The organism is Psychrobacter sp. TS_SC_6 (genome assembly GCF_056156305.1).
Map to the genome: position 1 here is coordinate 983,026 of NZ_CM149590.1, position 22,112 is coordinate 1,005,137.

The following is a 22,112-nucleotide window of genomic DNA, read 5'->3' on the forward strand; positions in this document are numbered from 1 at the left end:
TATTTATCATTTTGCTGTTTAAAACAAAGCCAACTGCCCACTGCGTTGATCTTTAAATTTCGTCTGCGTTTGCGCCAGCACATATTGACGAAAGTTATCACGGGTTAAGTGTGCGAGATGCTCATTTTTACCAGTCGTTGCAATGAAGTATTTGGCGCGATTGACCGCCGCGCCCATTTTCTTCAAGTGATAAAATGTGAGCTGATTGAACTTGCGGGCTTTGACTATTTTTTTAGCCGTTTTTGTACCGATACCGGGAATACGTACAATCATCTCATAACTTGCGGTTTGGATATTGACTGGAAAATGCTCTCGGTGACGGATTGCCCAAGCTAGCTTTGGGTCGCAGTCCAAATCTAAAAATGGCGAGTCCGGTTCAACGATTTCGTGCGCACCAAACCCATAAAAACGCATCAGCCAATCCGCTTGATAGAGGCGGTTTTCGCGTATCATTGGCACAGGCGTACCGATAGCTGGTAGGCGACTGTCAGATAGCATTGGCACATAGCCAGAATAGTAAACCCGTTTTAGATCATATTGCTTATAAAAATGACTCGATAATTGAATCACTTGCAAATCAGTCTCATTACTGGCACCAACAATCATCTGGCTGGTTTGACCTGCTGGGGTAAATTTAGGCGCTTTTTTATGCGTTTTACGACTCTCACGAATGGTAATGATTTCTTCTTTAACCGTTTCCATCGGCGCTTTTAATTGCTCATGAGATTTTTCTGGAGCGAGGAGTGCTAAGCCTGATTTGGTTGGAATCTCAATATTGACGCTCAGGCGATCTGCGTACAGTCCTGCTTCTAATAACAACTCTTTTGACGCCCCAGGAATGGTTTTTAAATGAATATATCCATTAAAACGCTCACGGGTACGTAATATCTTGGCAACCTCTACCAGTCGCTCCATCGTATAATCACCACTTTTAAAAATCCCTGAGCTTAGAAATAACCCTTCGATATAATTACGACGATAAAATTGCATGGTTAAATCAACCACTTCTTCAACACTAAAAGCAGCGCGCGGAGTGTCATTGCTTTTACGTGAGGTGCAATAAGCGCAATCGTATATGCAATGATTGGTCAGCAGGATTTTCAGCAGGCTGACGCAGCGACCATCTTCGGTATAGCTGTGACAAATACCGGTTGCTGAGGCATCGCCAAGGCCACCGCCTTGGTTCTTGCGAGTACCGGCGGAGGATGAGCAAGAGACATCATACTTAGCAGCGTCCGCTAAAATGTTGAGCTTACCTTGTAGTCGTTCATAGTTGATGGTTGCCATAAGCGGTATTTACCATGTCAGTAATGAAAGACTATTTTAGCAAAATTAGCGGTAAGTCATTGTATTTATGAGTGAAAAAATAACAGTAGACGACATCTGATGTCGCTCGTTACATTGATAATAAAAGGTCTTGCCGGCTAGAGACCTAGCAAACAAGACCTTTTATAAGATTCAGTATTTCTTAAGTTTTAATACTATAACTTCACTGCCGTATTTATTGAACTTTAGCGCGTATCACGACAGTCTGTGCGGCATTTGGATTAAGATTTACCAAATTCCATTTAAGACCAGAGTAATTTTCTTTAACGATGACCGTATTGCCAACTTGCTGAATGGTTTGATAACTGTCACCACCAGTGGTCGCAAGCGTTGGTAATGGACTGTTCAATGACACCATTCTGATGCCACTTGGTAAAGAAACCATGGCATTGATATCAGTCACTGGCTGCGCTGTGGTATTAGTATAGACGGTATGATACTCAATCACATCACCAGGCGCGATATGGTTAGCTGGTACTGCAACTTCACGTCCATCACTATTTTTGAGGATTTTCATGACTTTGGTTTGAGCATTGACCACATCAGGCGTACTAAAAGTTGGTTTAAGCTGTAAAGAATCTATAGAGGTAATGGTAGTCACAGGGGTAGTGATCACAGGAGTAGTGATCACAGGGGTAGTGATTACTGACGTATTTAGGACTGGCAGCTGAGTTGCTGTGGTAACAGGCAGTACTTGAGTCGTCGGTAATACTTGAGTGATAGTACTGGTCGGCACTGCGATAACATCAACACGACTGCTTTGATTGGTTATTTGGTTGGTCACCGGTACGCTAGTGACAGTCGCACTACCTTGAGTGACGACAGTATTATTAACACCATTACTGGCTACTTGGCGAACCACGTAGCGCGGTACATTGGTAACCTGCGTCACAGCAAACGGCATGCCATCTTGCATACCGATGCTATTGGGCGTAGCAGTAATGACAGCTGTTTTACCATCAGAATACTGCTCGACCACAGTGGTACTACCGCCCGTAGAAGGTAGAACGGTCACTTCAGTGGCGGCATTGGCAGCAGACATAGCCATAATAGTGCCTACCAACAGTGCGGATACTGCCGTGAATGTAGCTGTTTTTTGCATCACAACGAATGAGCGATTAATAGTGGTGGTCATAATAAAGTCCTTTAAAATGATAATAAGTAACACAAAAATAGAGAACACTTAAATAAGAAAGCCCAGATAAGAAAACCCCCGTTAATTGACGCTGCAGGGGAGGTCAAATAACGGGGGCAGCATTACTGATAATAGTAGTAAATGGCCAGACGATAAAAGCTATCTGTCAAACGGTACTATCAAACTATTGATTTATCCGTGATTATTTTGATTAGTTGCTAAGCATACACTTAGCAATCTCAACTCAAGAATTATGCGCTAAAACGAGTTAGGTAGAAAAGCAGCGTTGTGTAACTGCTATCCTATAAACGACGACTTTTTGTGTGCTTTACTTTATCTAATTTCTTAAGAAAATTACTATAGTGAGTTCAGTATAAAAATAATACAGCGGGACTGGAATGAATTTTTCGCCGCCTCTGTCTGCGAAGGCACAGCAAGCAAGAAAAATTTATACCAGTTCAGCGTTGAAATATGATGTATCTGTTTTATTTAGAATCGACTATATTTGATTCCCTACAAAATATGACTATATTAATCGTAGATGACTTTCATAATTTCGTATTCAACCACACCCTTTGGGGTTTCAATACGCGCTTCATCGCCCTCAGATTTACCGATCAAACCACGCGCAATCGGTGAGTTAACAGAGATTTTACCGGCTTTGAAATCCGCTTCATCGTCACCAACGATTTTGTACTGCTTTTCTTCTTCAGTGTCCATGTTTTCGATAACGACGCTGACGCCGAATATCACACGACCATCTTTTGGTAACGTTGTAGGATCAATCACTTGTGCACCGCCAAGCTTGGCTTCGATATCACGGATACGGGCTTCACAAAATCCCTGCTGTTCACGCGCTGCATGATATTCAGCATTTTCTTTCAAATCACCATGTTCGCGCGCTTCAGCGATAGAGGCGGTGATGCGAGGACGGTCAATACTTTTTAACTGTTTTAATTCGGCTTCTAAAGCCGCATGTCCTTGCGGAGTCATGGGATAACGTTGCATGTTTTTTCCTTAAACCAATAACACGGGCACCATCTCCTACTCTTAGTGAGTAGTGAGTAGTGAGATGGTGTCAGAGTGGTTGCAATGGATATAAAATAAAAAAAGATTAATGATTCAGACAGCGTAACCAGTCAGGTCGCTATCATTCATTGATATCAATTCAATAATTTGGGTGTTTAAGCTTACGTAATAAAAAGCATAGTCGCAATTTAGCCACTATGCTTTTTAGGTCTATCATTTACATTGTATTTCAAGCATGGTCTACAGTATTAAACGCTGCACTGTGCTCAAATAAGCTCTTAGGCAAGCCTAACGGTTATGCTTAATCTACTGAAATTATTCAGCCAAGTCAATAGAGCTATACAATAGACTTTGCTTGCTCATGTAAATCTTGCAATTTATACACCTCAAAAGGTAGGTCAATCGCATAAGATTTACAAACAGCATCTGCTGCGCCCAAAGTCGTGACGTAGAACACTTTGCCTTGTAGCGCGCTACGACGGATAGAGAAGGAATCCTCTTGTGCCTGCTTGCCTTCAGTCGTGTTAATAATAATATCGATTTTGCCATTTTTTAAAGCATCAACGATATGTGGGCGACCTTCGGTGACCTTGTTGATTTGCTTGCATTCAATACCATTGTCACTGAGTACTTTTTGCGTACCAGTAGTCGCTACAATGTTAAAGCCAAAGTCAATCAGCTGACGAGCGATAGGGGAAATTTGCGCTTTATCGCTATCACGTACTGAAATAAAGACCGTTTTGGTTTCGCCTTCAGTTGGCAAACCGGGCAAACGCTCATTACTACCGATAACCGCTTTGTAGAATGCTTCGCCAAAGGTTTTGCCAACACCCATCACTTCCCCAGTCGATTTCATCTCAGGACTCAAGATTGGGTCAACACCAGGGAATTTAGCAAACGGGAAGACCGATTCTTTTACCGCATAGAATGCAGGAACGATTTCTTTCGTAAAGCCTTGGTCTTTGAGCGACATGCCAGCCATGCAGCGTGCTGCGATTTGTGCTAAAGAAGTACCGATACATTTAGAGACAAACGGTACGGTACGCGCGGCACGTGGATTGACTTCTAAGATATAAACCGTTTCACCTTTTACCGCAAACTGAACGTTCATCAAGCCGACAACACCAAGCTCTTTTGCCATAGCGACGGTTTGTGCGCGCATCACGTCACACAGCTCATCCGATAGCGAGTAAGGCGGCAATGAACAGGCTGAGTCACCAGAGTGGACGCCTGCTTGTTCGATATGCTGCATGATACCACCAATTACCACGTCTGTACCGTCGCTAACACAGTCAACATCGACTTCGATCGCATCGTCTAAGAAACGGTCTAATAATACTGGTGCTTCATTTGATGCTTGTACTGCAGTGCGCAGATAATGTCTTAATTCATCTTCGTTATAAACGATTTCCATCGCGCGGCCACCAAGGACATATGATGGGCGGACAACCAGCGGATAGCCAACGTCTTTTGCCTTGACCAAACCATCCTCTAAGCTGGTCGCTAAGGCATTGGTCGGTTGAACAAGATTCAACTGCTGAATCATATGCTGGAAGCGTTCGCGATCTTCAGCGCGATCAATGGCATCAGGGCTCGTACCAATGATTTTGACCCCAGCGGCTTCAAGTGCGCGGGCGAGCTTCAATGGTGTTTGACCACCAAACTGGACAATCACGCCGTCAGGATTTTCGATACGGACGATTTCTAGCACATCTTCTAATGTGATTGGCTCAAAGTATAGACGATCAGAGGTGTCATAATCGGTCGAAACGGTTTCAGGGTTACAGTTAACCATGATGGTCTCGTAGCCGTCTTCGCGCATGGCAAGGGCTGCGTGTACGCAGCAATAGTCAAACTCGATACCTTGTCCGATACGGTTAGGACCACCGCCGATAACCATGATTTTCTTATTATCGGTAGGATTGGCTTCACATTCGCTATCGTATGTTGAGTACATATAAGCGGTGCTGGTAGCAAACTCTGCTGCACAAGTATCGACGCGCTTATAAACGGGATAGACATTTAAGTCCCAACGCTTAGTACGTAGCTGCTTTTGTGAGACGCCAAGCAACTTAGCCAAACGTAAATCTGATAAGCCTTTACGCTTAAAGCTGCGCAGGTTTTGCTCAGTTAACCCGCCAAAGCCTAACGCTTTAACTTGAGCTTCGGTTTTTACGATATCTTCGATTTGTACCAAGAACCATGGGTCGATTTTGGTTAATTTGAAAACGTCATCGACGCTCATGCCAATACGGAAAGCATCCGCAATATAATAAATGCGCTCAGGTGTTGGAATGGTTAAACGGTTGGTAATTTCGCTACGCGCTTTTTCAATACTTACTTTTGATAAGTCAATTTGTTCATCAAAACCATCATTGCCAGTTTCCATGCCGCGTAATGCTTTTTGCATCGACTCTTGGAAGTTACGACCAATCGCCATGACTTCACCAACTGACTTCATTTGCGTTGATAGAACATTATCGGCTTGTGGGAATTTCTCAAAGTTAAAACGAGGGATTTTCGTCACAACATAATCAAGCGCAGGCTCAAAGCTCGCTGGGGTTTTGCCGCCCGTGATGTCATTTTGCAATTCATCTAGTGTATAACCAATCGCCAGTTTTGCCGCGATTTTTGCAATCGGGAAGCCCGTGGCTTTTGAGGCCAATGCTGATGAACGTGATACGCGTGGATTCATCTCGATGACAACCATACGACCAGTATCTGGATTGATACCGAACTGGACGTTTGAACCGCCTGTTTCAACACCGATCTCACGCAGTACCGCGAGCGATGCATTACGCATGATTTGATATTCTTTGTCAGTCAAGGTTTGCGCTGGTGCCACGGTGATTGAGTCGCCTGTATGCACGCCCATTGGGTCAAAGTTCTCAATCGCACAGATGATGATGCAGTTGTCGTTTTTGTCACGAACCACTTCCATCTCGTACTCTTTCCAACCGATTAACGACTCATCGATAAGCAATTGATGGTTAGGTGATAAATCAAAACCGCGCTCGCAGATTTCGATAAATTCATCGCGGTTATAGGCGATACCGCCACCTGAGCCACCCATGGTAAATGATGGACGAATGATACATGGATAGCCCATTTTTTCTTGAGTCGCAAAGGCTTCTTCCATGGTTTCAGCGGTTTCAGCGCGTGGACACTCAAGACCAATACGCTTCATGGCTTTATCGAACAAATTGCGATCTTCCGCCATCTCGATCGAGTCTTTAGTTGCCCCAATCAATTCGCAGTTATATTTGGTTAACACACCGTGTTTGTCTAATGCTAAGGCACAGTTTAGAGCGGTCTGACCACCCATGGTTGGCAAGATCGCGTCAGGGCGTTCTTTGGCAATGATTTGCTCAACCGTCTGCCAAGTAATCGGCTCGATATAGGTCGCATCCGCCATGGTTGGGTCAGTCATAATAGTCGCAGGGTTTGAATTGACCAAGATGACGCGGTAGCCTTCTTCTTTTAGCGCTTTACACGCCTGCGCGCCTGAGTAGTCAAACTCACATGCTTGGCCGATGACGATAGGGCCTGCGCCAATGATAAGAATGCTTTTTATGTCGGTACGTTTTGGCATAGTTAGGGCTACCTTCGTTTGAGTGATATTTTGAGTAATCTGCATTTTAACGATATGTTCAATAACGCTTATCGTATCTGGCATGGTGCAGCTTGAATCACCATTTGTGCTTCAAGCTTTCTACTTATTATTTACGGCTAGGTATTAAGCTTTCGCTGCTGCCATCGTCTCAGCAAACTTATCAAACAATGGCGCGCAATCATGCGGGCCGGGACTGGCTTCTGGGTGACCTTGGAAACTAAAAACGGGCTTATTGGTCAGCTCAATACCTTGGTTGGTACCATCAAATAATGAGCGATGGGTCGATTTAACATTGGCAGGCAGGGTGTCTTCATCAACCGCAAAACCATGGTTTTGACTGGTAATCATAACCGTGCCAGTTGCCAAGTCTTGTACCGGATGATTGGCACCATGATGACCGGTTTTCATTTTAAGAGTGCTTGCACCACTCGCTAGACCAATCAGCTGATGACCTAAGCAGATACCGAAGGTTGGAATGTCCGTTTCTTCAATGATGTGGCGTACCGCATCGATAGCATAGTCACAAGCAGCTGGGTCACCAGGGCCGTTTGATAAGAAGATACCATCTGGATTCATCGCGAGCACGTCTACGATAGGCGTTTGTGCTGGTACAACGGTCACATGACAACCACGGTCAACGAGCATGCGCAAGATATTGGTTTTAGTTCCAAAATCATAAGCCACGACCTTGTATTTTGCATCGATATGAGTGCCAAGCTGCTTAAAGAAACCGCCCGTACCGCTGTCATGGCTGCCTGGTATGTCACGATTAAGTAGGGTGTCTGACAGATCCCACGTACCTGCTGTCCATTCAAAGCTGTCTTTGGTACAGCACTCTTTTGCCAAGTCCATACCTTCTAGACCTGCAAATGCTTGTGCCAACTTGATGGCTTGTTGCTCATCCTCTGTACTGATGGTCTCGCCATTTGAGGCCGTCATGATACAGCCGTTTTGGGCACCTTTATCACGTAGCAGGCGTGTCAATTGACGCGTGTCAATTTCAGCGATAGCGACGGTATTATGGCTCTGCAAATAATCACTCAGCGATTGAGAGTTGCGGAAGTTCGAAGTTACCATGGTCGCATCGCGGATGATAAGACCTTCAGCCCACACTTGATGACCATTACCGGATTCAACATCTTCAGCGTTAGTGCCGGTATTGCCAATATGCGGATAAGTAAGCGTGACCAGTTGGCGCGCGTAACTTGGGTCGGTTAGGATTTCTTGGTACCCTGTCATGGCTGTATTAAATACCACCTCACCGACGCGATGACCAAGACTACCGATACTCAAACCGCGAAAAATCGTACCGTCTGCTAGTGCCAAAATTGCTTGTATTTCTGCCGATGAATTCAAGGGTTGCCTCCGCTGTTATTAGTGAGTGCTGTGCTGTTTTTTGGTTAAAATAAAGCGCTGCTTTTTTGATTATTGCTATTTAACTGCGGCTAAATAACCATAATAAAAGAGACAGCGCCAAAATTTTTCCACAAAAAAGCGAGAAGACATCATAGATGAAAAGGTACAGGATTCACTAGGTGGTGAATAAGTAACTTACATCATGTCCGCTCGCTTTGGCACAGATTTTGCGCATTATACTAGAGTTTTGCGTCAAGGGCTAGCCTCTTAAGCTGATGCTTAGCTAATAAATTTAAGATGTTTCTTATATCACCTTCAATCCTGAGTAGCCATCATAGATTTGGCTAACGGTAGTGACAAATAGGCGTTATAAATAGGTATGAAGATTAGGGTTTATTGATCAAAAATTATAATGAACTGATAAGCCGTAGTAATCTGGCGATAAGTTGGTAGCGACATGCAGCTGGTCATCTTGATAGCTTTTGGTCAGATACATGCTGCTCGCCATACCTAAGGCAGCGCCCGCCAAGACGTCGACAGCATCATGCTCATCGGCTTCAATGCGGCTATAAGCCACAAAACCTGCGCCAATATAGGCAGGAGCACTATATTTTAGTCCATAGCGTTTATGAATAAAGCTGGCACCTTGAAAGGCTCTTGAGGTATGACCAGATGGATAAGCATCATCATCGCTGCCATCTGGTCTTTCTTTACCAATCATAGATTTTAGGGCATAAGTGGCTGCAACATTAGTTGCAAATGAATAATAAAATTGCTCTCGTCCCTCTTTATCATCCATATAATAAGTGCTACCGTAAGCAACTGCTGGTATAGCGAAAGATAGAATGTTACCTGCCTTGTCGATATTATCGCTACTACTGGCGTGAGCTGGCATAGCGACAAGTAAGCTGCTCGATAATAAAAAACTACTGGGTAATAAAATGATAGCGGAAGCGTTTTTGCTGATCATTGCGGCAATCCTAAAGAGGGTTCATAGGGCAGATGAAAGAAAACCGCATTATACTACAAATGCTTGCTCCTATATTACGCGCTCACATATTTACAGGTCAGTTTTATAACCGATATCTGTCTCAACTACATTTATTAATAATAACTGAATAAAGCCCATCAAGGATAGAGTATGATTTATCAATATTTAGACAAAGTGCCTACATTCGCTGTACCCTTTAATGGTTGGGTTGCAGACTCAGCACGAGTCATTGGTGATGTATATTTAGGTCATCAGGCAAGCGTTTGGTTTGGCGCGGTGATACGTGGTGACAATGAACGTATCCATATCGGTGACTATAGTAATGTGCAAGAAAATAGCGTGATTCATACCGATGCCGGTATTGAAGTGAAAATTGGTAATTATGTCACCATTGGTCATTTAGCAATGTTGCATGGCTGCGAAGTGGGCGATAATAGCTTGATTGGGATTGGTGCAGTCATCCTAAATAATGCCAAAATAGGCAAAAACTGCATCATCGGTGCCAAAGCTCTGGTCACCGAAGGCAAAGAGATTCCAGATAACTCGCTCGTCATGGGCGCGCCTGCCAAAGTGGTCAAAACATTAACTGATGAGCAAGCAGTCATGATGAAACTATCAGCGCTGCATTATAGCGAGCGTTGTCAGAAATTTAAAACTGGCCTCAGAGAGATTGAGCAACCCGAATAAGTTCTTGTAAACCCTTTATTATCCTTCATGAGTATTTTGTTATGAGCACGCCAAGCATTGTCAGCCAGACTGTCTCACGCACCTTAGCGCTATTTGATTTAGACCATACTTTGCTCGATGTCGATAGCGACTATCTATGGGGCGAATATATCGTCAAGCATAATCTTGTCGACGAAGCCGAGTATCGTACTGCCAACCAGAAATTTTATAATGACTATATCGAAGGTACGCTTGATGCGACGGAATATAACGAGTTTGTGGCACAGTTTTTAAGTAGCCTCCCGATGGATAGGTTGCATGAGCTGCGCGAAGACTATATCAAAAGCGAGATTGAGCCGCACATCCGCCCAAAAGCGATGGAGGTCCTATGTCAACATGTTGAAGCAGGTCACGATGTGGTGATTATTTCGGCGACCAATGACTTTGTCGTTTCGGCGATTGCTAAGCGTTTTGGGATTGAAGAGGGTAATGTACTCTCAACACCGCTTGAGATAAAAAACGAGCGCTATACGGGTAAATTGACCGATAAGCCAAACTTTAAAGAAGGTAAGATTTATCATTTGGACAAATGGATTGGCAAGCAGCAACTGGCAGGTATTAATTTTGTCAAGACTTATGCGTATTCAGACTCCAAAAATGATATTCCGTTACTTGAGTGGGCAGATGTGGCTATTTGCGTGTCACCTGATGATGCGTTACATGCTCATGCGTTGGCACACCGCTGGGCGGTTGAGGATTGGTCAATTTAGAGGACGCACGTAGCAGTTAAAATTAGCCGAACATTTCACCTAAATCTCATTTAAAATAGCACCATCGTATTTTTTAAAACACAGGAACCTTTATGGAAATCAATCCGTATCAAGAACGAATCAAAGACTTATCTGAGCGTGGGCAGGACTTGCGGAGGTATCTTTGACTTCGATGGTAAACAAGAACGCTTAGAAGAAGTCAATTTAGAGCTGGAAAACCCTGAGCTATGGAATGATCCAGAACGCGCAACCAAGATTAATAAAGAAAAAAGTCAGCTTGATGGGGTGATTGATGTGGTGGTCTCACTTGAAACCACCTTGGAAGATGCATCTACGATGCTGGAATTGGCGGTAGAAGCAGAGGACGAATCATTGCTTGCTGATGTGCAAGCAGAGCTCGACAATGCAGAGAAGCGCGTTGCTGATTTAGAGTTTCGCCGAATGTTTAGCGGTGAGATGGACCCAAATAATTGCTACTTGGACATCCAGTCAGGCAGTGGCGGTACAGAGGCGCAAGATTGGGCAGAAATGCTACTGCGTATGTACACGCGCTGGGCGGAAGCGCATGGCTTTAAAGTGGACGTTATTGAGGTGTCCGCTGGCGGTGTCGCTGGTATCAAGTCGGCAACCATTGAGATTAAAGGGGATTATGCCTTTGGTTGGTTACGTACTGAGATTGGCGTACATCGCTTAGTGCGTAAGTCACCATTTGATAGTAATAATGGTCGTCATACTTCATTTGCTGCCGTTTTTGTGTCGCCTGAGATCGATGATAATATTGAAATTGATATCAATCCGGCAGATTTGCGTATTGATACTTATCGCTCATCTGGTGCAGGTGGTCAGCATGTAAACACGACTGATTCTGCCGTACGTATCACCCATGAGCCAAGTGGCGTGGTGGTCACTTGTCAAAACGAGCGTAGCCAACATGGTAATAAAGCGACGGCAATGAAAATGCTACGTGCCAAGCTATATGAGCTTGAGATGCAAAAACGGATGGAATCTCAGCAAGCGGTTGAAGATGGTAAGTCAGACGTTGGTTGGGGCAGTCAAATTCGCTCTTATGTGCTTGATGATTCACGTATCAAAGACTTGCGTACTGGCGTTGAAACCTTTAATACTGGCGCAGTACTCGATGGCGACCTCGATCAATTTATCGAAGCGAGTCTAAAAGCAGGTCTGTAAAGCTAGACTATAAAAAGAGTTTGAAATATCCACTAACACTTAATTAAGGAAAATTATGCCAAGCGTTAACAATTATTTTGATAATAAAGTCACTTCTATCGCCTTTCAAACGGCAACCAAGCCTGCGACTGTTGGTGTAATGGAAATTGGTGAATACGAATTTGGCACCAGTGAGTTTGAAACCATGAGTGTGGTAAGCGGTGCTTTGACAGTGAAGCTACCAGAAAGTGATGAATGGCAAACCTTTAATGCTGGTGAGCAATTTACCATTGACGCCAATCAGAAGTTTCAAGTAAAAGTGGAAGTCGAAACGGCTTATCTATGTACTTACGGTAAATAGCTGTTTCCCATATGAGTACAGTCGTCAAAAAAACGCCAAGTTAATGCTTGGCGTTTTTTATGGATGTTTTATTTGCAGACGTTTTAACAAAATATACTGGCAATACAGAGTCAGTCAACATTATAGGTTTTTACGGTATTGCATCATATCTGTTTGAGTAGCAATGGCATCATAGAGTTTACGCGCTGCGGTGTTGCCTTCTTGCGTCGTCCAGTAAACACGGTTGCAGTGTTTCTCATTGGCAAATGCATAGACCTGCTCAATCAAAGCGCGACCCACGCCTTGACCACGTACATTATCAGTGACGTATAAATCTTCTAAGTAACAACATTCGTTAGTATTCCACGTATTGGGATGCAGCACCACATGGGTAATACCTACCAGCATATCGTTTTGCCACGCCCCAAACCCATAAACAGGCATATCGTTATCGAGCAGATTGCGCCACGTCGTCTCCGTTGTAGTTGACGGCAAACTGGTCTCATAAAATGTCAGATAGTTTTGCCATAAATGTAACCAAAGGTCGTAATCAGTGATAGCTAGCGGTTTTATTTTTACAGATGAATGGTTCATTTTATTTTAATAAACTTAAGTCGTGAGTAGTGCTAAATTATGCCTCAAAAGCGCATCGTTTAGAACCCTTGTACCCACTTTATTTTACACAGGATTACACTTTGTTCTTGGCAAATAAACAGCAAAAATCATCACAGTTCATTATGCTAAAACGATTCATTTATCAGACGAGTTTTCTCATGGACAAAGAAAATCAGCAAAACCCCACTCAAGATATACGCCATGACTATGAGCACTTGGCGAGCCTCGCAAACTTACGTTATGTCAGCGATACCGATCCTGGATATGGGCGTCGACGTTCTGGACGTGGCTTTACTTATCGGGATGCCACTGGCAAAACGGTCACAGACAAAGCATTGCGTCAGCGCTTTGCTGCTTTGGTGATACCGCCGATGTGGTCAGAGGTTTGGATATGCCAAGATGATAAAGGCCATCTACAATCGACAGGTCGTGATGAAAAAGCGCGTAAGCAGTATTTATATCATCCCGAATGGGATCGCGTGCGCGACCAAGCCAAGTTTAATGCCATGATCGGCTTTGCAGAAGCGTTGCCCAATCTGCGTGCGCAAGTTGAAAAAGATTTAGAAGCCAAACCCTTATCACGTGACAATGTGTTGGCAGCAGTGGTCAAATTACTTGAGACCACCTTGATTCGTATCGGTAATAGTCGTTACGCCAAGCTCAATAAAAGCTATGGCTTAAGCACCTTACGCAGTAAGCATGTCAGCGAAACGGATACTGGACTGGCATTTGACTTTGTCGGTAAAAGTGCCAAAGAGCATCATATAGAATTGCAAGATGAGCGTTTGATTGACATCATCCAAGCGTGCTCTGAGCTACCCGGTTATCAAGTATTCAAATATTTAGATGAAGAGGGCAATAAGAAAGTCGTTGATAGCGCTGATATCAATGATTATCTGCGTATGCACACCTGTGGTAATAAGTGTGAAAGTTATAGCGGCAATTTATACAGTGCAAAAGACTTTCGTACTTGGATGGCAAGTGTGTTGGCAGCAAGCTACCTTTATGATGAGCTGCAAACCAAATCTGGTAAATTGATTTTAGCCAGTGCGCCTGATAGTAAGGAGCGCCAGCAACTGGTGACCGATATGGTAAAAAGCGTCGCCGATGAGCTCGGCAATACCCCAACGGTCTGCCGATCCTCTTATATCAATCCTATTATTATCCAGCAGTTTTTAGCAGGGGAGTTTTTTGAGCCTTATAAACATGCGCGTCGTGGACGTACCAAACGGCATCAAAGCTGTGAAGAAAAGGCGTTACTTGGATTTTTGAGCGCGCTACAGCAAACCATTACTAAGTAATTGTTTTTAGAGAATGATAAAAATGATACGTTATGTATTGAAATAATTATAAAAATACGTTACTAATAGAGCATACGCACGTTAATATGTGCAAGCAGTTTATAGGATAGAACTGTTTTAACACTTATAAGTCGCTGAGACCATCAGTGACCTTCGATTGCTAAAGGATTAGCTTATGAACACCACATCTTCAAACCCTTTATCCACAAACGTTTTACATGACCATAAAGCCATCAGCTATAGCGATTATTATCATAATTTTGATATGAGCGCATTACTGACAGAGATATTTGGTGAAAATGTAGATGACTGTTTAAACGCCTATATGGCGTGCTGCGGTCGTCATGTACGTGACGGTCGCGGTGATAATATTGCGCTGATCCATGAAGATACGGCTAGCAATGTCACGCGTATGAGCTTTGCTGAGCTTGATAAAGCAAGTGCACAGGTTGCAAGTTTACTACTTTCTTATGGCGTGCAAGCGGGTGACCAAGTGGCAACTATGCTACCGCGTACCCCTGAGTTACTCACCATTGTATTAGCCACTTGGCGGATTGGCGCAGTCTACCAACCGCTGTTTACTGCCTTTGGTTATGATTCGATTAAGTATCGAATGGAAAAAGCCAATACCAAGGTCGTTTTTACCAATCAAGACAATCGTGGCAAGTTTGACGACTTGGCGAAGCAAACCAAAATGGTGCTGGTTGGTAGCAAGGTAGATGCGCAAAGCTGGGGTGATGATAGCTATGCTGACAAGATATCAGAGCAGCCACAAACTTTAGCACCGGTGTTACTAAATACTGATTCACCATTTTTACAGATGTTTACCTCGGGTACGGTGGGTAAGTCAAAAGGCGTTAGTGTGCCGCTAAGTGCGCTCTCAGCCTTTTATTTATATATGCGTTACGCAATTGACCTGCGCGCCGATGATAATTACTGGAACATGGCTGATCCAGGCTGGGCGTATGGTCTTTATTATGCGATTACAGGACCTCTATTATTGGGCGTCACCACCTATTTTAATGAAGCTGGCTTTGACGCTGCCAATACCCGCGACTTTATGGTACGTCATAAAATTAGCAATTTGGCGTCCTCGCCAACTGCATTTCGTATGATGAAATCGAGTGGCGTGTTTGAAGCTGCTCACCATGACAATAGTAATGATGATGAAGCTAAATTATCACTGCGCTGTGCCAATTCAGCAGGCGAGACCTTAAATATCGAAGTGGTCAATTGGGTTGAAACCTATTTAAATTGTAAAGTCTGCGATCAGTACGGGCAAACAGAAACAGGCATGACTTGCTGTGAGCACCATGCGTTAGCACATGAATGTCCAGTTGGCTCGATGGGCATGGCGCTACCGGGGCATACATTGGTAGTGTTAGATGATGATATGAACATATTACCGGATGGTGAGCAAGGACAGTTAGCAGTGGTCGTCAGTCAATCGCCCGCATTTTATTTCCGCGGCTATAGCTGGAACGAAAAAGACGCCTTCGCTAATGATTACTATTTAACAGGCGACGTGGTGGAGCGTCATAGTGATGGCAGCTATTGGTTTTCAGGGCGTGATGATGACATTATCATTACAGCAGGCTACCGCGTTGGACCAACCGATGTTGAAAACACAGTTCTGGAGCATGAGGCAGTCGCAGAATCAGCGGCAGTTGGGGTGCCAGACGAAGTGCGTGGTCATACCATTAAGTCTTATGTGGTGCTAAAAGATGGTATCGAAGGCACAGACGAAATTGCTAAAGAGATTCAAGACTTGGTCCGCAGACGTCTATCAACTCATGCTTATCCACGTGAGGTTGAGTTTGTGAAAGAGTTACCAAAAACCCCAAGTGGTAAAATTCAGCGCTTTTTGCTGCGCAGTTTATCTGCGGCTTAATAAAGCAATGCACTCATATCGTCAGGTTAAGATAAAAATCGATGACTGATAAAAATAACAGTAAAGATATTAATTAAAGGAAAAATTATGCAAATTGAACAACACAGCTTTTTGGTCACGGGCGGTGCGTCAGGTCTGGGTGAGTCGGTAGTGCGTACTATCGTGGCTCAAGGCGGCAAGGTTGTCATCGCTGATCTTAATGAGTCGACGGGGCAAGCACTGGTTGATGAATTGGGTGACCATGCACGTTTTGTACGCTGTGATGTGACCAGTGGCGATGAGGTACAAGCGGCTGTGGATATGGCTGAAAAAGAATTTGGCAGCTTACAAGGTTCTATTAACTGTGCAGGTATTGCCGTTGTGCAAAAGCTGCTGGACCGTGATAATAACCCAGCAGATCTCGCTGCTTTTAGTCGCGGCGTCAATATTAATCTTGTCGGTTCTTTTAACGTGGCACGTTTGGTTGCAGCCAGTATTGCGAAGCGTGTAGCTAATAACGCAGACAGCTCCGTAGAAAAGAACGCTGACAACGGCATCATTATTAATACGGCTTCTATCGCTGCCTTTGATGGGCAAGTCGGACAAGGGAGTTATGCTTCATCTAAAGCTGGCGTCGTTGGCATGATGTTGCCGCTCGCACGTGAGCTGACTCGTCATGGTATCCGTGTCATGACTATCGCGCCTGGGGTATTTGCAACGCCTATGATGCAAAGCCTGCCTGAAAAGGCACGTGAGCAACTAGAGGCTGCGGTACCGTATCCTAAGCGCTTGGGTAATCCTAATGAGTTTGCCAAATTGGTCATGCACATCATTGATAATGCCTATCTTAATGGTGAAGTGATTCGTTTAGATGGCGCGATTCGTATGGTGTAATAGAATTCTAAGAATTTAATATCGCAGTTTTAAGTCTCATTCTTACAACTCGCACAACGCTTGGCATGGTTTTTTGCTATCTTATAAAAGACAGTTTTATTCATTAATGATAAGAAGCAATGCCATGCCATTTTTTCGTGCTGATTTCAGTCAGTATCTTGTTTGGTTAGTAAGCGCAATAAGTCTTAGCCTTGTGACTCTCATGAGTACCAATGCCGCGTCAAACATACAAAATACTTCAAAATCTACTCCCTCTATTCCTGATACTGCCATTATCGACAAAGTTTTCGTTGATAAATCAGCGCGTGTTCTACAATTATTAAATGGTGACACTGTTATCAAGTCTTATCATATAGCGCTTGGTGGCAATCCTATTGGTCACAAGCAGCAGCAGGGTGATAAGCGTACCCCATCAGGTTCTTATACACTCGATTATAAGAATGAAAAATCCAAATTTTATCGCTCTATTCACGTAAGTTATCCTAACGCGGTTGATAAGGCACATGCTAAGAAGATGGGCGTCAATCCGGGCGGTGATATTATGATTCATGGTCAAAAGAGCGGTTCTGGACATTTGGCGTCGGTCAATCAATTACGCGATTGGACCGAGGGCTGTATCGCCGTCACTGATGAAGAGATGGATGAAATCATGGCGATGGTCAAGGTCGGTACCGATATTGAAATCGTGGAATGAAAATCTTAAATAAGCGGTATCCGTAGATGCATTTTTTTCTAAAATAAAATTCATTATGTATTAAGTGTTAGCACGATTTAGTGATTTGATTTCAAGCAATTAATATCATTACTATTAATAAGGCTTTAGTGCTAAGTAGGTTGAAATTACTCTCTATATACCGCATATATAAAGGCAGACGAAGGCAAGTAAACAGCATAAGTTTGCTGCCTAATGATATATAAATGATAAAAGGATACGACTATGAGATTTGAGAAATTTACCCAAAAACTGCAATCTGCCATTCAAGAAGCACAAAGTTTGGCGTTAGGGCGTGACCATACCGGAATAGACCCTGTACATCTGCTCGCGGTATTGCTACAAGATGAGTCCAATCTGTCAATTTGCCAACAAGCAGGCGCGTCTATCCCTGCGCTAAAAAATAGCGTGGCAAAAGCGCTCGACAATCAAGCAACGATTAGTGAGCCGACAGGCGACGTTAATTTAAACCCAAATTCAGTCAAAATTCTGAACTTGGCAGACCGCCAAGCACAAAAAGAAGGTGATGATTTTATTGCCACCGAATGGGTCATGTTGGCGCTGGCTGAACAAGGCGATACCAAAAAGATATTTGAAAGTGCGGGCATTACAGCCAATAAATTAAAAGCCGTGATCGAGCAATTACGCGGTGATGATACGGTAAACAATCAGAATGCTGAAGATCAGCGTGATGCTCTCAATAAATATACCATTAACTTAACGGAGCAAGCGGAGCTTGGTAAGCTTGATCCAGTGATTGGTCGTGACGAAGAGATTCGCCGTACCATTCAGGTGTTGTCTCGCCGTACCAAAAACAACCCTGTGCTTATTGGTGAGCCGGGTGTTGGTAAGACGGCTATTGTAGAAGGCTTGGCACAAAAAATTATCAATGGTGATGTGCCAGAAGGTTTGCGCCGTAAAGAAGTGCTGTCATTGGACTTGGGTGCGTTGATCGCCGGTGCAAAATTCCGTGGTGAATTTGAAGAGCGTCTCAAAGCGGTACTTAGTGACTTATCGAAGCAAGAAGGCAACGTGATTTTATTTATTGATGAGCTGCATACCCTAGTCGGTGCTGGTAAAGCCGATGGTGCGATGGATGCCGGTAATATGCTAAAACCAGCGCTTGCTCGCGGTGAGCTGCATTGCGTCGGTGCCACGACTTTAGATGAATACCGTAAGTATATCGAAAAAGATGCAGCGCTTGAGCGTCGTTTCCAAAAAGTATTGGTCGATGAGCCAACGGTCGAAGACACCATTGCGATATTGCGTGGTCTAAAAGAGCGTTACGAGCTGCATCATGGAGTCGATATCCAAGACAGCGCGATTATTGCTGCCGCGCGCATGAGCCATCGCTATATTACCGATCGTAAGCTACCTGATAAAGCCATCGATTTAATTGATGAAGCGGCAAGTCGCCTGCGTATGGAGATGGACAGTAAGCCTGAATCGCTTGGCAAACTTGATAGCCGTCTGATTCAGCTAAAAATGCAGCGCGAAGTGCTTAAAAACGAAGAAGACGCTGGTGCGCAAGCAGAGCGTAAAGTGCTTGATGCACAAATTGAAGAGCTTGAAAAAGAATACGCTGATCTCAACGAGATTTGGCAAGCAGAAAAAGCCTTGGTCAAAGGTAGTCAGCAGCTAAAAGACGAGCTGGATAAGGCGCGTATTGCTTATGATAAAGCCAGTCGCGAAGGCGATTACGAGACCATGAGTAAGCTACAATACGAGACGATTCCGCAGTTAGAGCGCCGTATCACTGAGTCTGACTTGGCAGAACAAAAAGAGCAGACTGGTGAAAATAGTGGGGTAAAACTGCTGCGCAATAAAGTTACAGATAATGAGATTGCGGAAGTGGTTGCTGCAGCGACAGGTATTCCAGTCAGTAAAATGATGCAGGGCGAGCGTGACAAAATGCTGGCCATGGAAGAAAAACTCCATGAGCGTGTCATCGGTCAAGATGAAGCGGTCGAAGCGGTCGCCAATGCGGTACGTCGTAGTCGCGCAGGATTGTCCGATCCGAATCGCCCATCAGGTTCGTTTTTATTCTTAGGACCAACGGGTGTCGGTAAGACAGAGCTGACCAAATCGCTGGCGAATTTCTTGTTCGATAGTGAAGACGCAATTGTCCGTATCGATATGAGCGAATACATGGAGAAGCATAGCGTCAGTCGTTTGGTGGGTGCGCCTCCAGGATATGTCGGTTACGAGGAGGGCGGTGCATTGACGGAAGCGGTACGTCGCAAGCCTTATAGCGTAATCTTGTTTGATGAAGTTGAAAAAGCGCATCCTGATGTGTTCAATATCTTATTGCAAGTGTTGGACGATGGTCGTTTGACTGATTCACAAGGTCGCGTCGTCGACTTCAAAAACACCGTTATCATTATGACCAGTAACTTGGGTTCGCATAAAATCCAGGAAATGGTCGGCGAGAGCTACGAGGACATCAAAGCGGAAGTCATGGAATCGGTTGGACAGCATTTTCGCCCAGAGTTTGTCAACCGTATCGATGAGATTGTGGTTTTCCATCCACTCGGGATGTCGCAGATGGCTGGTATTGCTGATATTCAGTTAAACCGCTTGCGTCAGCGTCTATATGAGCGTGAGCTAGACATCGAGTTATCGGCAGAAGCGATGAACAAGTTGGTTGCGGTGGGCTATGATCCTGTCTACGGCGCGCGTCCACTCAAACGTGCTATCCAGCAAGAGATTGAAAATCCATTGTCATTGAAGCTGCTGGCTGGTGATTTTGTTGCTGGTGATATCATCAAAGTCGATGTCGGTGTGGATGATAAGCTGACATTTGATAAGCTCAGAATGAGCTAACGCTTAAAACGAGTTCACAATAAACAATTGTTCTTATAGATGAAAAGCAACCCTTTACTTGCCTATTTTTTTCTACAGGCAGGTAAGGGTTTTTATTTGGCATTTCCGTATTGTTTACTTTTTTAACACGTTTTTTATGCCATAAATAATTTAAGCTCTAATGACATGAACTTAACACGGATGGAGAGGACAAATGCCAATAGTGAATACCAGATATAAGAACGCGCCTTTAACCCTACCAATTATTATATCAGCACTGCTGTTTAGTACGGCTGCTTGCTCTAATCAGGCGGTAGTCAACACCAATGTAGATCTCGCAGAGTATAAAGAAAAACCTGCTACCGCTGATGCATCAACCAGTGCTGAAAAACCTGAATTTACTACTAAGGCTGTGGCTACTTTTTCTGAACCTTGGGCAATGACTGCGCTACCTAAGACAAATGATGAGCCACCGAAATTCCTTGTGACACAAAAAACAGGTGAGTTATTTATCGTCGATACAGCAACAGGTGCTAAAACGGCTGTGACAGGCGTGCCTAACGTTGCGTATGGCGGGCAAGGCGGACTTGGCGATGTCGTCATTGCGCCAGATTTTGCCACGTCTAACGCTATTTATATCAGTTATGCAGAGGCGGGCACAGGCAGTGAGAGTAATGCATTTGGTGCCAAAGTTGTCAAAGCCAAACTTTCAGGATTGAATACTAATGCGCCACGCTTGCAAGAGATTGTACCGATTTGGCAGCAAACACCAAAAGTAAAAGGGCAAGGTCATTATAGTCATCGTTTACTCTTTTCACCTGATGGAAAGTACTTATATATTAGCTCAGGTGATCGTCAACAAAAAGATCCAGCGCAAGACATGACGGTGAATTTGGGTAAAATCATCAGAGTATATCCTGACGGCTCGGTGCCAACAGACAATCCATTTGCAGATAATGGCAATGATATTGCCGCTCAGTTCTGGACCACAGGCAACCGTAATGTATTGGGTATGGTGTTCGATGGTGATGGCAAATTATGGGCGAACGAAATGGGTCCAAGAGGCGGCGATGAGTTTAATCTGATCGAAAAAGGCAATAATTATGGCTGGCCAATGGTTTCTAATGGTCGTAATTATTCAGGTATTGATATTCCAGATCATGATACGAATCCTAAGTTTGTAGCGCCCAAGATTACGTGGACACCTGTCATATCACCTTCATCGATGAGTCTTTATACTGTGGGTGCGCAGCGCAATTTTCCAGCATGGCAGGGCAATATGCTGATTAGTGGTTTGTCATCTAAGGCGCTTATCGTGGTTGATACCGCTGATGACAATACTGCCAGTGAGCGTTATCGTTACGATATGGGTGAGCGCATCCGTAGCGTAATGACTGTGGATGGTGAAGTATGGGTGTTGGAAGATGGTGATAATGGACGATTACTAAAGCTGTTACCTAAGCAATAGGGGTTGATTGTTGTCTTGAACGAAGCACTTGCCTAAGGTGCATCACTCATTATACAT

The 22,112-nt window shown here is 44.1% G+C and carries 17 protein-coding genes; 10 read left to right on the top strand and 7 right to left on the bottom strand.

The window, feature by feature from the left end; genetic code table 11:
• Positions 1–18: 18 nt before the first annotated feature.
• The 6 genes from AC0J5Y_RS04295 to AC0J5Y_RS04320 all read right to left on the bottom strand — a co-directional run bounded on the left by AC0J5Y_RS04295 (position 19) and on the right by AC0J5Y_RS04320 (position 9,429).
• Positions 19–1,287: a putative DNA modification/repair radical SAM protein gene (locus AC0J5Y_RS04295; RefSeq protein ID WP_475131677.1), complete on the bottom strand. Its 1,269-nt coding sequence runs from the start codon at positions 1,285–1,287 to the stop codon at positions 19–21.
• A 214-nt stretch (positions 1,288–1,501) separates the two neighbouring features.
• Positions 1,502–2,461, bottom strand: a complete 960-nt coding sequence (locus AC0J5Y_RS04300) for a hypothetical protein (protein WP_475131678.1) — start codon at positions 2,459–2,461, stop codon at positions 1,502–1,504.
• A 531-nt stretch (positions 2,462–2,992) separates the two neighbouring features.
• Positions 2,993–3,469 carry a transcription elongation factor GreA gene (gene greA / locus AC0J5Y_RS04305; RefSeq protein WP_011513174.1) on the bottom strand — a complete coding sequence of 159 codons (477 nt, stop codon included), beginning with the start codon at positions 3,467–3,469 and terminating at the stop codon, positions 2,993–2,995.
• A gap of 358 nt (positions 3,470–3,827) precedes the next feature.
• A complete protein-coding gene (carB, locus tag AC0J5Y_RS04310; protein WP_475132077.1) occupies positions 3,828–7,082 on the bottom strand; it encodes a carbamoyl-phosphate synthase large subunit in 3,255 nt (1,084 codons plus the stop codon).
• Between the two features lie 144 nt (positions 7,083–7,226).
• A complete protein-coding gene (gene carA, locus AC0J5Y_RS04315; protein ID WP_475131679.1) occupies positions 7,227–8,459 on the bottom strand; it encodes a glutamine-hydrolyzing carbamoyl-phosphate synthase small subunit in 1,233 nt (410 codons plus the stop codon).
• A 400-nt stretch (positions 8,460–8,859) separates the two neighbouring features.
• Positions 8,860–9,429, bottom strand: a complete 570-nt coding sequence (locus AC0J5Y_RS04320) for a phosphatase PAP2 family protein (RefSeq protein ID WP_475131680.1) — start codon at positions 9,427–9,429, stop codon at positions 8,860–8,862.
• Between the two features lie 171 nt (positions 9,430–9,600).
• On the opposite strand from AC0J5Y_RS04320, the gene AC0J5Y_RS04325 reads away from it, so the two are divergent.
• The 4 genes from AC0J5Y_RS04325 (at position 9,601) to ppnP (ending at position 12,414) form a co-directional block, all read left to right on the top strand.
• Positions 9,601–10,137: a gamma carbonic anhydrase family protein gene (locus tag AC0J5Y_RS04325; protein WP_475131681.1), complete on the top strand. Its 537-nt coding sequence runs from the start codon at positions 9,601–9,603 to the stop codon at positions 10,135–10,137.
• A 41-nt stretch (positions 10,138–10,178) separates the two neighbouring features.
• Positions 10,179–10,886: an HAD family hydrolase gene (locus AC0J5Y_RS04330; protein WP_475131682.1), complete on the top strand. Its 708-nt coding sequence runs from the start codon at positions 10,179–10,181 to the stop codon at positions 10,884–10,886.
• A 92-nt stretch (positions 10,887–10,978) separates the two neighbouring features.
• Positions 10,979–12,074 (top strand): peptide chain release factor 2 gene (gene prfB / locus AC0J5Y_RS04335; protein ID WP_475131683.1). Its coding sequence is split into 2 segments (ribosomal slippage): positions 10,979–11,050 and positions 11,052–12,074, totalling 1,095 coding nucleotides; the frame shifts between segments, so codons are not numbered across the junction.
• 55 nt (positions 12,075–12,129) lie between these two features.
• Positions 12,130–12,414 (top strand): pyrimidine/purine nucleoside phosphorylase, encoded by a 285-nt coding sequence (ppnP, locus tag AC0J5Y_RS04340; protein ID WP_475131684.1) that lies wholly within the window; start codon positions 12,130–12,132, stop codon positions 12,412–12,414.
• A 120-nt stretch (positions 12,415–12,534) separates the two neighbouring features.
• Here the strand turns inward: ppnP and AC0J5Y_RS04345 are convergent, their stop codons facing one another.
• Positions 12,535–12,987 (bottom strand): N-acetyltransferase family protein, encoded by a 453-nt coding sequence (locus AC0J5Y_RS04345; RefSeq protein WP_475131685.1) that lies wholly within the window; start codon positions 12,985–12,987, stop codon positions 12,535–12,537.
• 179 nt (positions 12,988–13,166) lie between these two features.
• Between AC0J5Y_RS04345 and AC0J5Y_RS04350 the strand changes: the two genes are divergently transcribed.
• The 6 genes from AC0J5Y_RS04350 to AC0J5Y_RS04375 all read left to right on the top strand — a co-directional run bounded on the left by AC0J5Y_RS04350 (position 13,167) and on the right by AC0J5Y_RS04375 (position 22,055).
• On the top strand, positions 13,167–14,309 hold the full coding sequence (locus AC0J5Y_RS04350) for a DNA topoisomerase IB (RefSeq protein WP_475131686.1): 1,143 nt from the start codon (positions 13,167–13,169) through the stop codon (positions 14,307–14,309).
• A gap of 175 nt (positions 14,310–14,484) precedes the next feature.
• Positions 14,485–16,200, top strand: a complete 1,716-nt coding sequence (locus AC0J5Y_RS04355; protein ID WP_475131687.1) for an AMP-binding protein — start codon at positions 14,485–14,487, stop codon at positions 16,198–16,200.
• Positions 16,201–16,287: 87 nt separating this feature from the next.
• A complete protein-coding gene (locus AC0J5Y_RS04360; protein WP_475131688.1) occupies positions 16,288–17,073 on the top strand; it encodes an SDR family NAD(P)-dependent oxidoreductase in 786 nt (261 codons plus the stop codon).
• Positions 17,074–17,275: 202 nt separating this feature from the next.
• Complete coding sequence (locus AC0J5Y_RS04365; protein ID WP_475131689.1) at positions 17,276–17,767, top strand: L,D-transpeptidase family protein; 492 nt, start codon at positions 17,276–17,278, stop codon at positions 17,765–17,767.
• Between the two features lie 243 nt (positions 17,768–18,010).
• Complete coding sequence (clpB, locus tag AC0J5Y_RS04370) at positions 18,011–20,608, top strand: ATP-dependent chaperone ClpB (RefSeq protein ID WP_475131691.1); 2,598 nt, start codon at positions 18,011–18,013, stop codon at positions 20,606–20,608.
• A 193-nt stretch (positions 20,609–20,801) separates the two neighbouring features.
• On the top strand, positions 20,802–22,055 hold the full coding sequence (locus AC0J5Y_RS04375; RefSeq protein WP_475131692.1) for a PQQ-dependent sugar dehydrogenase: 1,254 nt from the start codon (positions 20,802–20,804) through the stop codon (positions 22,053–22,055).
• Positions 22,056–22,112: the final 57 nt, after the last annotated feature.

Coding starts and splice junctions, on each gene's coding strand:
- AC0J5Y_RS04330 (WP_475131682.1), top strand. CDS start 10,179: ATGAGCACGCCAAGCATTGTCAGCCAGACTGTCTCACGCACCTTAGCG.
- ppnP (WP_475131684.1), top strand. CDS start 12,130: ATGCCAAGCGTTAACAATTATTTTGATAATAAAGTCACTTCTATCGCC.
- carB (WP_475132077.1), bottom strand. CDS start 7,082: ATGCCAAAACGTACCGACATAAAAAGCATTCTTATCATTGGCGCAGGC.
- AC0J5Y_RS04345 (WP_475131685.1), bottom strand. CDS start 12,987: ATGAACCATTCATCTGTAAAAATAAAACCGCTAGCTATCACTGATTAC.
- AC0J5Y_RS04365 (WP_475131689.1), top strand. CDS start 17,276: ATGAGTACCAATGCCGCGTCAAACATACAAAATACTTCAAAATCTACT.
- greA (WP_011513174.1), bottom strand. CDS start 3,469: ATGCAACGTTATCCCATGACTCCGCAAGGACATGCGGCTTTAGAAGCC.
- AC0J5Y_RS04355 (WP_475131687.1), top strand. CDS start 14,485: ATGAACACCACATCTTCAAACCCTTTATCCACAAACGTTTTACATGAC.
- AC0J5Y_RS04325 (WP_475131681.1), top strand. CDS start 9,601: ATGATTTATCAATATTTAGACAAAGTGCCTACATTCGCTGTACCCTTT.
- clpB (WP_475131691.1), top strand. CDS start 18,011: ATGAGATTTGAGAAATTTACCCAAAAACTGCAATCTGCCATTCAAGAA.
- AC0J5Y_RS04350 (WP_475131686.1), top strand. CDS start 13,167: ATGGACAAAGAAAATCAGCAAAACCCCACTCAAGATATACGCCATGAC.
- AC0J5Y_RS04375 (WP_475131692.1), top strand. CDS start 20,802: ATGCCAATAGTGAATACCAGATATAAGAACGCGCCTTTAACCCTACCA.
- AC0J5Y_RS04295 (WP_475131677.1), bottom strand. CDS start 1,287: ATGGCAACCATCAACTATGAACGACTACAAGGTAAGCTCAACATTTTA.
- AC0J5Y_RS04300 (WP_475131678.1), bottom strand. CDS start 2,461: ATGACCACCACTATTAATCGCTCATTCGTTGTGATGCAAAAAACAGCT.
- AC0J5Y_RS04320 (WP_475131680.1), bottom strand. CDS start 9,429: ATGATCAGCAAAAACGCTTCCGCTATCATTTTATTACCCAGTAGTTTT.
- AC0J5Y_RS04360 (WP_475131688.1), top strand. CDS start 16,288: ATGCAAATTGAACAACACAGCTTTTTGGTCACGGGCGGTGCGTCAGGT.